Genomic DNA, 10,347 nt, shown 5'->3' with positions numbered 1-10,347 from the left:
CCGTCAAGTATCTTGATCTCAAGTAATTCCTCTGCAATATACCTCTGTATTGCTGCAAGCCAGATTATTGAGAGTGACCATGACTGATCACGTTGCGCGCGTCGTGCGCCAGTGGAAGAGCGAATATCCTGAGGTGGATGCCAGCCCGATGTATGTGCTGGCCCGGATGATGCGCCTCAACATGCAGATCAACAAAGATCTTTCTGCAAACTTTGCGAAGTTTGGTCTGGCAACGGGTGATTTTGATGTTCTGGCAACGCTGCGGCGAAGCGGTGAGCCCTACGCACTGCGCCCGACCGAACTGACCAAATCCAGCATGTTGACTTCTGGCACCATGACCAGTCGCCTCGATAAGCTGGAAAAGCTGGGGTTGGTGTGCCGTAATCCCAATCCGGAAGATCGCCGGGCTCTGATGATCCATTTAACGGACAAAGGCCGCTCTCTGGTGGAGGAAGCAGCCGCCGCGCACTTTGAGATGGAAGCTGAGATGCTCAAGATTCTGGATCCAGAAGATCGGGACGCGCTTGAGGGTATTTTGGAAAGATGGAGCCACAGGCTTGAAGAAAACGGCACGATGTAATCTGCCTTAAGCTTGGGGCAGGCAAACTGCCTTCGCACGTTTCCTTCTAGCACATTCACTTGCTAAAACTGGCCCTTGCTAAAACTGGTGAGGTCTTTGCAGTTGCGCTGGCCGCCTGTGGCTGAGTTGGGGGTATACAAAACAGACAGTGCTCGTTCACACTGCACTGCCTGTTCTGACCTATTGTTCTTGTTATCTCTTAGAATTATGAGTTGCCGGAGAGGCAGGTGTTGAAGGCACCACCCATTTGCTTGAGCAGCTCGGTGTAAAGCTGTGGGCCTGAATCCAGCGTTGATCCAAGAGGGTCAAGTTCTGCAGAGTTGACGCCTGTTCCCTCTTTCAGCACTGCAACCATGCGCGGATTGAACTGAACTTCAGAGAAGACACAGCTGACGCCCAAACCTTCCAGTTTCTGGCGAACTTCAGACAAACGCTTTGCTCCCGGCAGCACTTCCGGGCTGACAGTGACTGAGCCGACCGCATTGAGGTTATAGGCCTCTTCAAAATAACGGTAGGCATCATGGAACACCACGAAAGGCTTGGTCCGGTTGCTTTTCAGATCAGCCTTCAGCGTCTCGGAGACTTTGGTGATCTCCTCGGCTTCCGCCTTTGCATTGGCTGCATACTTGGCAGCGTTTGCAGGGTCGGCCTTGGAGAGAGTTTCTTCAATCTCATGCAGCATAGCGATCGCATTTTGCGGATCCAGCCAGATGTGCATGTCTACGGCTTCATCACCATGCTCATCGTGCGTCTCATGGTCAGCATGTTCCTCATGCTTTTCATGATCAGCGTGTTCTTCGTGCTTCTCATGGTCGTGATCGGAATGCTCTTCATGCCCTTCGTCGGCGTGTTCTGTATGATCTTCTGCAGTTTCACCGGCGTGTGCCGCATGCTCTTCAGCGGTTTCGCCAGCATGATCACCGTGGTCGTGACCTTCAAAGTTGCCACCTTCACGGAAGTTCAGGAGCGTGAGACCATGGGCATCTTTCAGTGTCACGATGGTTGCGCCGTCTGCAAGGTTCTCAAGCGGGGTTTCAAGAAAACTTTCCAACTGAGGACCGACCCAGAACACCACATCTGCGTTGGCGATCTTGCGTGCTGTTGACGGACGCAGGCTGTAGGTGTGTGGAGAGCCTGCCCCTTCCACCACCAGATCAGGCGTGCCTACGCCTTCCATCACGCTTGCCACAAGAGAGTGAATTGGCTTGATGGATGCCACCACGTTGACCTCGGCCTGAGCCATAGCAGGAAAGGATACGCTTCCGGCAAGAATACCGAGAATGCTTAGTGAACCTAAGAGATGCTTCATACGTTCCACAACCACTTTGTTATAATATTACATTTTATTTGTTACTTTATAACGTCACATATTTTGGAGCGCAACGACCTTTTTGTGATTTATGCAAGACTGGGCAAAACTCAAAATGACGGGGTAAATACCCTATTGATCTCAGCAGGTTCGCTCAGTCCTCAGCCAGTAAACTGTTAGTTTTGCCTGATCCTACTGCCAAATTAACGAGATGCCTGTTATATTGCCGCAAAATTCAAAGGACTTTCTATGGCCGAGATTAAGGATGAGCTGGACCGCAAGCTAATTGCCATCTTGCAGGGAAACGCTCGGGAACCGGTGTCTTCTATTGCACGGCGGCTGGACGTTGCCCGTTCAACAGTTCAGGAGCGCATTGCCCGGCTTGAGCGCAAAGGCATCATTATCGGCTATACGGCGATTTTGGGAGACCAAGAGGACCAGAAGCGGGTTCAGGCTCTTGTGATGCTTTCCGTTGCGCAACAACGCTCACGCGAACTGATTGCGCAGCTGGAGTCTTACCCTGAAATCCGCAGCTGTCTGACCATCTCCGGTGAATTTGACCTCTGCCTGATTGTGGAGCCTGACCGTCTGGAAGAACTGGATGCCGTGCTCGATGAAATTGCCGCCATTCCAGGTGTTGAGCGCACGCGGTCCTCTATCGTGCTGACGAAGAAGTTTGAGAGGCAACGGCCTTTCATGCCTCAAAATACTTATAGCCTTGAGAAATAACAGCTCCTGCGCATTCGTATATTTCACCCATTCGATTTAATTCGCACTCCTCGCGTGTTTTCTCAAGCACGAATCGTGTGAGCACTGCACGTAAGAATCGGCATATTTACAATTTTAATGTCAATATGACATAGTTACCGTCATTTACACGAAACAAAACGTCATTTCGGCAAGTTGCCCCGTAAACTCCGGCAGTATTTTCACGTAGACTTCTCGTCAATCGAAACAAGCTTGGAGGGGCTTATGAGCCGACATCATGTTGCTGTTGTGGGTGCAGGTAAGATCGGTGGGATGATCGCTGCACTGCTACAAGGTTCAGGTGATTATCAGATCAAGGTACTGGACCAGAGTGTGGAGGCGCTGAGCGCGCTGGACGTGCCGCATGTGACAACAGAAGCACTGGACGTGAGTGATCTGGGAAAACTCACAGAAGCTCTTAAAGGATGCGACGCTGTTATTTCAGCTGCACCGTTTTTCCTGACGCCGGTGATCGCGCAGGCCGCAAAAGATGCAGACTGCCACTATCTTGACCTGACCGAAGATGTGGCCAGCACTGCTGAAGTGGAGAAGATTGCAGAAGGCGCCAACAAGGCCTTTGCTCCGCAATGCGGCCTCGCACCCGGTTTTGTGTCCATCGCCGGTTATGATCTTGCAAAGCAGTTTGACAGTCTTGAAGACCTGCATCTGCGTGTGGGCGCCCTGCCCCGCTACCCGACCAACAAGCTGAAGTACAATCTAACTTGGTCAACCGACGGCCTGATCAACGAGTACTGCAACCCATGTCTCGCCATCGAGAACGGTGAGTTGACCAAGGTGCCAGCTTTGGCCGGTCTGCAGCATTTCTCTCTGGATGGCGTTGATTATGAAGCGTTCAACACGTCCGGTGGTCTGGGTTCTCTTTCTGAGACGCTGAAGGACAAGGTGCAGAGCCTGCGTTACCTCTCCATTCGTTATCCGGGTCACCGGGACATCATGGAGCTGCTGTTGAAGGATCTAGGCTTCATCAACAAGCGTGATTTGCTGAAAGAGGTGATGGAAGATTCCATTCCGGTCACCATGCAGGACCGCGTGCTCATCTTTATCACCGCCACAGGTATGAAAGATGGCCGGTTCCAGCAGAAGTCTTATTCTCATGTGGTCAATGACCGCGAGATCATGGGCAAGCACTGGAGCGGTATTCAGATCACCACAGCGGCCAGCATCTGTGCCACGCTGGATCTGCTGATGGATGGCAGCTTGAACGCCAAAGGCTTTGTGAAGCAGGAAAGCATCAACCTGGATGACTTCCTCTCCAATCGCTTTGGCGGTCTTTACAACAACGGTGGGTCTGATCACGAAACACCGGGGCGTCAGATTGCAGCTTAATGCTGCTCGATTGGTCCCTTTCGCGATCATTGAGACAACAAAAAAGCGCAGCTTCATCTCTGAAGCTGCGCTTTTCTTTTGGACTTAGTTTCCCGGATCAATCGTCGCGAAGGCGACCTTTGATCTCGTCGGATAGTGGCAGGGTGACTTCGCCCAGCTTGCCATCTTCAAGGACCAGAACGCGGTCTGCACCTTCCAGCTCACTGGCGCGGTGAGAGACCATGAGGACGGTTTTGCCTCTGGTCATGGCGCGGAAAGATGCAAGCACCTTGTCTGCAGTGGCATGGTCGAGACCTTCTGTCAGCTCATCCGCCACCCAGATTTCCGGATTACGCAGGTATGCACGAGCTAATGCCAGACGGCGACCTTCACCGCCGGACAGACCCAGACCACCTTCACCCAGATGGGTTTCCAGCTTTTCCTGTCTGCCTTCGACAAGCTCTTTCAAACCAGCATGGGCCAGTGCTTCCCAGAGCTCGGCGTCGGTTGCATCTTCACGGGCAACGCGCAGGTTCTCTGCGATGGTGCTGTGGAAGATCTGCGTGCGCTGACCGACAACAGTCAAAGCAGCACGCAATTTATCTTCTGCCATATCGCTCAGCTCAACGCCGCCAATCTGAATCGCACCAGATTGCGGCGTTTGCAAACGTGCAACGATAGCCGCGAGTGTGGACTTGCCAGCACCACTTGGGCCGATTACCACCGTGCGACTACCAGTTGGCAGCGCAAGATCTACACCGCCCAGAATAGCAGCTGCCTTTGGTGTGTAGGCAAAGTGGATGTCCTTAAGGTTCAAAGCGTCTTTGCCAACTTCAAATGAAGGTGTTTCAGAATTGCTGCGGGCGTTCTGAAGCGCTTCGCTGTCTTGCCCTACTGTGAGCAGGGACCGGACGCGGTCAGCTGCGCCTGACATCTTGCTCCAGCTGCCTGCGCTGTTGGCAAGGGAGATGAGCAGCTCTGGCAGAGCCAAAGCAACGAAGGCGAACAGAGCAATGTGCTTCAGCTCCATTTGCCCTTGCTGATAGGAATAGGCCGCGAACAGGAAGGTGACAGCGACCATGACCTGGCTCATGGTGCTCACCACAGCCTGATTGCGCATGTCTGTCAGCTCGTTCTGCTCTTGCACATCGTCCAGTTGGTTGACTGCTTTGAGTGCGGCAACACGCTGTTGCTCTAGACCGCCGAAGACGGAAAGGTCGCGGCGACCACGTACCAGATCGGACACGCGAACGCGCAGAGCATCACGGGCTGCATTGAGTTTGCGTGCCTGTGCCTTTTGGCGGTGACCGCCTGATTTTGCCAAAATAGTGAGGCCTGCTGCCTGAACAGCCCCCAGAGCGATCGAAGCCATTGGGGAGTACTGCCACAGGATAACCAGTGTCAGGCCGGTGATGATAGTTGCAGAGGCGAGAGGCACCACAAGACGCAGGAACAGGCCATCGAGCTGATCCACATCACTCACCACGCGGGAGAGCGCCGTCGCGGAGCGTTGGCTCAATGTGCCGTTGCTTTCCCGGGCAACAAGGCCGCGAAAAACGCCGGAACGCAGGTTCGCGAGAAAACGGAAGGTCGCGTCATGCGTGATCACCCGCTCAATATAGCGACCGAAGATGCGCATGGAGGCGTAAAGGCGGATACTGCTTGCCGCAGATGAGGTATTGAAAGCAACTGCACCTGCGGAGAGGCCAGCAAGGGCCGTTGCGGTGATGAAGTAACCAGAGACTGCCAGCAATGCGATGCCTGCTGCTGCCGGGAGGAATGCTAGGAACAGGCCACCCCAGAATGCGAGCGGTTCTTCTTTTTGCAAAAGCCAGATGATGCGAAGGGACGATCTCATTGTTGCTCTCCTTCACGTTCATTCAGCTCAACCAGCACACCCTCTTTCAAGGTCAATACGCGGTCTGCAGAGCCGACAACACGCGGATCGTGAGTTGCGACAAGAACTGGCTTGTTGTGTGCCAACTGCTTGAGAGCTGCGACAACTTTCTGTGCAGTCGCACCATCTAGATCGGCGGTTGGTTCATCTGCAATGATCAGCCGAGCATCCTCACGCAGGGCAGCACGTGCCAATGCAAAGCGGCGACGCTCTCCCAAAGACAAGCCTTTGCCGTCTTCACCGATCTGGCCTGAGAGGCCTCCCGGGATCTTGGCGAGCAACTCATCAACTGCAGCAAGCTTCAATGCTTGTGTGAGTGTTGCATCGTCTGCTGATTGATCAGCACGGCGCAGGTTGGCGCGTAGCGTGCCGTGGAACAGCTCAGGATTTTGAGAAAGGACAGAGATGGACTGCTGCCAGTTGGTCAGACCATAAGAGGTCAGAGGAAGCCCGCCATAAGCAATCTGGCCCTGATCGGCTGGTAAGAAGCCGAGAATACAATCCATCAGGGTTGATTTACCGGTTCCACTCGGGCCTTTGACAACGACCAGCTCCGGTTCGCCCAGAGACAAGTTGACGTCAGCAAGGATCTTGCGGTGACCGCGAGAAACACTCAGATTTCGGATCGTCAGCGCACCTGTTGCTGGCAGAGGCACAACATCAAGCCCTGTCCCGATGATATCTTCCTGCCCATCATCCTCCAGTTGCTTTTGCAATTCAACGATATGATCTGCTGCTGCAATGCCTGCTGCGCGATCATGATAGGCTGCTGCAAAGGCTCTGAGCGGTGCAAAATACTCGGGAACGATCATCAGCACGAACAGGCCACCGGCCAGCGTGAGCGGAGAACCATATGTGCCGAAGCTCCAGTCTCCAAGCAGGGAAAAACCGACGTAGATTGCAGTGATTGCAATTGCGGCGGCGCTGAACAGTTCCAATGCAGTGCTGGAGAGGAAAGCAATACGAAGAACGCGCATGGTAGATGTACGGAAGTCGCCACCCAGCTTGCGGATGTCGTCTTCCGAGCGCTTAACCGCGCCGAACAAGCGCAGGGTTTCCATTCCTCTGAGGCGATCAAGCAGCAGCCCACCCATATCGGCAAGGACACCGAGCTGGCGGTCACTGGCCTTTTTGGCGCGGATACCAACGATTGCCATGAAAACAGGCACCAGCGGGCCAAAGATCAGTAAGCACAGAGCTGCGAACCAGCTGACATAAGCGACGGACGCGATCAATATGAGAGGGACGAGTGAAAGGCGTGCCTGAATTGGGAGGAACCGACCTAGGTAAGGGCCGATAGCCTGAATGTGCTCTACCGCGATGGATGCGATTTTACCGCTTGCAGGCAGTTCGGTTGCCGGTGACAGGTTGGTCAGATTGCTCAGCAGGCTGGTTTCGAGCCTATGGCGCGCCTTTGAGGCTGCGCGAACTGCAATCTCACCGCCCTTGATACGCAAAAAATGGCGGATCACGGCTAAAATTAGTATGGAAGCTGTTGCATAGAATGGATCAAGGCCCGGTCCGTGTGGATCGATCAGGCCAGCGATTGCCAATGCCAATAATGCTGCCTGCGGAATCCAAAGGAGTTCCGAGAGGCCTTGTAACATTGCACCGCGTTTCACCAGTTTCATTTCCGGGCGAACGGCATCCTGCAACCAAACCTGACCCGCGGACTTTTTGCGTCCACGTTTCTTGGCGGGGGCATTTGCCTCCACAACATCTGCATCGGATAGCTCTGTTACGTTTGCTAGATTTTCAGTCATTCCGCTTGTCCGGTTCCCTCTTCGCCGGGGCATCTGCCTGTAATTCATTTAGGTAATTTCCGAAAAAGCTCTTCAATTGCCTAGACTTGCTTGCGCAATGGAATCGACCCGTCCGGTCCATGATTGCAACACGCTCGTTAGAATTACTCCAGTTTTTTAATAAATCGCAACAAACTCAGAGGCGAAGACCCCCCAATTTGTATGGGACATAAGCGCACAGGTGCGCATATTGAGAGATCATAGGTGCCCCGCAGAGCGTTGCTTTGCCGAGGTTTACGGGGTTTTACCGAAGAGCTGCCACGATAAAAATCAAAATGGCTCATGGATCCCCGAGTTTTCGGGAATATTAACTGCTTTCCGCTAGGGTCCCCGAGTTCTCTTATAGCTCTCAGCCTACATCGAACTAACGAGTTGATATTGCTGAATAACAACAAAAAGGAGAGAACCTGCCATGTTTTGCTCTTTTCGCCGCCTGTGTCTGGCGGCAATTTGGGGCCTGGGCCTTGCCTCCTCATCCTTTGCCTCTGAAAAAGCCGGATTTACTGCAGAACGGGATGATGTGATTCCGCCATTGGACATTTTCAAGACGATGGCAAGTGATCTGGAGCCTGAGGGCTGGATCACCTTCCAGACTCTGGACAACAAGCAGATCATCAACTTTGCCCCCATCATGTCACTGCGCTGCAGGCTGAAAGAAATTAAGTATTCGATTGACTCCAAGGATCTGGATAAGAGCTTTCCTATTCCTGATTGCGATCCTGAATACCCCTTCCGTGTCGAAGCGCAGAGCATTCATAAGCCGTACGTCATGGAGTTCCCTGGTGGGACAGTGCAAGCCCTTGCAGTGCAACTGACGTGGGATGACGGAAGCACCAGCAACACTGTCTATTATGAACCCTGCCGCGCGGTTGGTGCCGCGCCTTGCGCCTATCCTCTTGGTAGCAACGAATAAAAAAGGCGCTCAAAAGAGCGCCTTTCAAACTGTTAACCCGCAGGCTTAGCCCATTGTTGGGATAGAGAATTCTGCACCTTCCTTCACACCTGAAGGCCAGCGGGATGTCACTGTCTTGGTGCGGGTGTAGAACTTGAAGCCATCTGGGCCGTGCTGGTTCAGATCGCCGAAGCCAGAACGCTTCCAGCCACCAAAGGTGTGGTATGCGAGCGGCACAGGGATTGGAACGTTGATGCCGACCATGCCGATGTTGATGCGGCTTGCAAAGTCACGTGCAGTGTCACCATCACGGGTGTAGATTGCAGTGCCGTTGCCGTACTCATGATCCATTGGCAGGCTCAGAGCTTCTTCATAGGTTTCTGCGCGTACAACAGTCAGAACCGGACCAAAGATTTCTTCTTTGTAGATGTCCATGTCTTTGGTTGCGTTGTCGAACAGGCAAGGACCAACGAAGTTACCGTTTTCATAGCCCTGCAGTTTGAAGTCACGTCCGTCAACAACAAGCTTTGCACCCTGCTCAACACCGGAGTTCACCAGACCGAGGATACGCTCACGTGCCTGTGGGGTGATGACTGGACCGAAGTCAACGTCGTCGCCTGCAGTGTAAGGGCCAACTTTGAGAGCTTCAACGCGTGGGATGAGTTTCTCGATGAGGCGGTCTGCAGTTTCCTGACCAACAGGAACAGCAACGGAGATCGCCATGCAGCGTTCGCCAGCAGCACCGAAGCCTGCGCCAACCAGAGCGTCAGCAGCCTGATCCAGATCAGCATCCGGCATGATGAGCATGTGGTTTTTCGCGCCGCCGAAGCACTGTACGCGCTTACCGGAAGCTGTACCGCGGGTGTAAACGTACTCAGCAATCGCGGTGGAACCAACGAAGCCAACAGCCTGAATGATTGGATCATCAAGGATTGCGTCTACGGATTCTTTGTCGCCGTTCACAACGTTCAGAACGCCGTCTGGCAGGCCAGCTTCCTGCATCAGCTCAGCGAGCATCATAGGCACGGAAGGGTTACGCTCGGATGGTTTGAGGATGAAGGAGTTACCAGCTGCGATCGCAACACAGAACTTCCACATCGGGATCATTGCAGGGAAGTTGAATGGCGTGATGCCAGCAACAACGCCCAGTGGCTGACGCATGGAGTACATGTCGATGCCAGGGCCTGCGCCCTCGGTGAACTCACCTTTCATCATGTGCGGTGCGCCGATGCAGAATTCTGCAACTTCCAGACCACGGATCACGTCGCCTTTAGCGTCCGGGTGTGTTTTACCGTGCTCAGCAGACAGCTTGGATGCCAGCTTGTCCATGTCGCGGTGAAGCAAAGTTACGAACTTCATCATTACGCGAGCGCGGCGCTGTGGGTTGGTTGCGGCCCATGCTGGCTGCGCTTTTTCAGCGACGGCGACAGCTTCCTGCATTTCTGCTGCAGTTGCCAAAGCAACCTTTGCAGTTACTTCACCGGTTGCAGGGTTGAAAACGTCTGCAGTACGGCCGGACTTGCCAGCAACGCGCTTACCATTGATAAAATGACCGATCTCTTCCATGAGGTCCTCCCTCTCCAGGTCTATTCTTGCGGCCCGCAAACACATGCGTTTTACAGGTCTGCGAGCGAATTTCTTTATGCCCCTAGCATGAACTATATTTTTCGCATATCAATGAGATAATATCCGAAACCGTTGTGCAAAAATTAAAGTGCGATCCGTGCAGCATGTGGACTGGGAGCTATCAAAAATCATGAACTGGGATGATGCAAGAGTGTTTCTTGCTGTGGC

Annotated in this window: 8 protein-coding genes; 4 read left to right on the top strand and 4 right to left on the bottom strand. The window is 53.4% G+C overall.

All coding sequences use genetic code 11. The annotated features are described in order from the left end of the window. Window positions 1-79: 79 nt before the first annotated feature. Window positions 80-580, top strand: coding sequence for a MarR family transcriptional regulator (locus tag PPL9_RS28860; protein WP_057465944.1), 501 nt, complete (start codon window positions 80-82; stop codon window positions 578-580). 205 nt (window positions 581-785) lie between these two features. On the opposite strand, the gene PPL9_RS28855 is transcribed toward PPL9_RS28860, so the two are convergent. Next, on the bottom strand, window positions 786-1,889 hold the full coding sequence (locus PPL9_RS28855) for a zinc ABC transporter substrate-binding protein (RefSeq protein ID WP_057465943.1): 1,104 nt from the start codon (window positions 1,887-1,889) through the stop codon (window positions 786-788). Window positions 1,890-2,138: 249 nt separating this feature from the next. Between PPL9_RS28855 and PPL9_RS28850 the strand changes: the two genes are divergently transcribed. Then, window positions 2,139-2,618 (top strand): Lrp/AsnC family transcriptional regulator, encoded by a 480-nt coding sequence (locus PPL9_RS28850; RefSeq protein ID WP_057465942.1) that lies wholly within the window; start codon window positions 2,139-2,141, stop codon window positions 2,616-2,618. A gap of 243 nt (window positions 2,619-2,861) precedes the next feature. Next, the gene (locus tag PPL9_RS28845; protein WP_057465941.1) at window positions 2,862-3,983 is read left to right on the top strand and encodes a saccharopine dehydrogenase C-terminal domain-containing protein; all 1,122 of its coding nucleotides are present in this window, start codon (window positions 2,862-2,864) and stop codon (window positions 3,981-3,983) included. Between the two features lie 97 nt (window positions 3,984-4,080). Here PPL9_RS28845 and cydC read toward each other — a convergent pair whose 3' ends face one another. Continuing rightward, window positions 4,081-5,820, bottom strand: coding sequence for a thiol reductant ABC exporter subunit CydC (gene cydC / locus PPL9_RS28840; RefSeq protein WP_057465940.1), 1,740 nt, complete (start codon window positions 5,818-5,820; stop codon window positions 4,081-4,083). Then, window positions 5,817-7,622: a thiol reductant ABC exporter subunit CydD gene (gene cydD, locus PPL9_RS28835; RefSeq protein ID WP_057465939.1), complete on the bottom strand. Its 1,806-nt coding sequence runs from the start codon at window positions 7,620-7,622 to the stop codon at window positions 5,817-5,819. The genes cydC and cydD overlap by 4 nt, the downstream gene beginning before the upstream one ends. Window positions 7,623-8,073: 451 nt before the next feature. Between cydD and PPL9_RS28830 the strand changes: the two genes are divergently transcribed. Continuing rightward, on the top strand, window positions 8,074-8,574 hold the full coding sequence (locus PPL9_RS28830) for a hypothetical protein (RefSeq protein ID WP_208980737.1): 501 nt from the start codon (window positions 8,074-8,076) through the stop codon (window positions 8,572-8,574). A 45-nt stretch (window positions 8,575-8,619) separates the two neighbouring features. Here the strand turns inward: PPL9_RS28830 and PPL9_RS28825 are convergent, their stop codons facing one another. Further along, the gene (locus PPL9_RS28825) at window positions 8,620-10,119 is read right to left on the bottom strand and encodes a CoA-acylating methylmalonate-semialdehyde dehydrogenase (RefSeq protein WP_057465938.1); all 1,500 of its coding nucleotides are present in this window, start codon (window positions 10,117-10,119) and stop codon (window positions 8,620-8,622) included. Between the last annotated feature and the right edge of the window lie 228 nt (window positions 10,120-10,347).

The organism is Pseudovibrio sp. POLY-S9 (genome assembly GCF_001431305.1).
In the GTDB taxonomy this organism is placed as follows: Bacteria; Pseudomonadota; Alphaproteobacteria; order Rhizobiales; family Stappiaceae; genus Pseudovibrio.
Note: the sequence above shows the minus strand (reverse complement) of the source record. Positions and strands in the feature narration are given on the sequence as shown.

Bases quoted from the DNA above. Each gene is read 5' to 3' on its own strand.
- PPL9_RS28860 (WP_057465944.1), top strand. From the start codon at position 80: ATGACTGATCACGTTGCGCGCGTCGTGCGCCAGTGGAAGAGCGAATAT.
- PPL9_RS28855 (WP_057465943.1), bottom strand. From the start codon at position 1,889: ATGAAGCATCTCTTAGGTTCACTAAGCATTCTCGGTATTCTTGCCGGA.
- PPL9_RS28850 (WP_057465942.1), top strand. From the start codon at position 2,139: ATGGCCGAGATTAAGGATGAGCTGGACCGCAAGCTAATTGCCATCTTG.
- PPL9_RS28845 (WP_057465941.1), top strand. From the start codon at position 2,862: ATGAGCCGACATCATGTTGCTGTTGTGGGTGCAGGTAAGATCGGTGGG.
- cydC (WP_057465940.1), bottom strand. From the start codon at position 5,820: ATGAGATCGTCCCTTCGCATCATCTGGCTTTTGCAAAAAGAAGAACCG.
- cydD (WP_057465939.1), bottom strand. From the start codon at position 7,622: ATGACTGAAAATCTAGCAAACGTAACAGAGCTATCCGATGCAGATGTT.
- PPL9_RS28830 (WP_208980737.1), top strand. From the start codon at position 8,074: ATGTTTTGCTCTTTTCGCCGCCTGTGTCTGGCGGCAATTTGGGGCCTG.
- PPL9_RS28825 (WP_057465938.1), bottom strand. From the start codon at position 10,119: ATGGAAGAGATCGGTCATTTTATCAATGGTAAGCGCGTTGCTGGCAAG.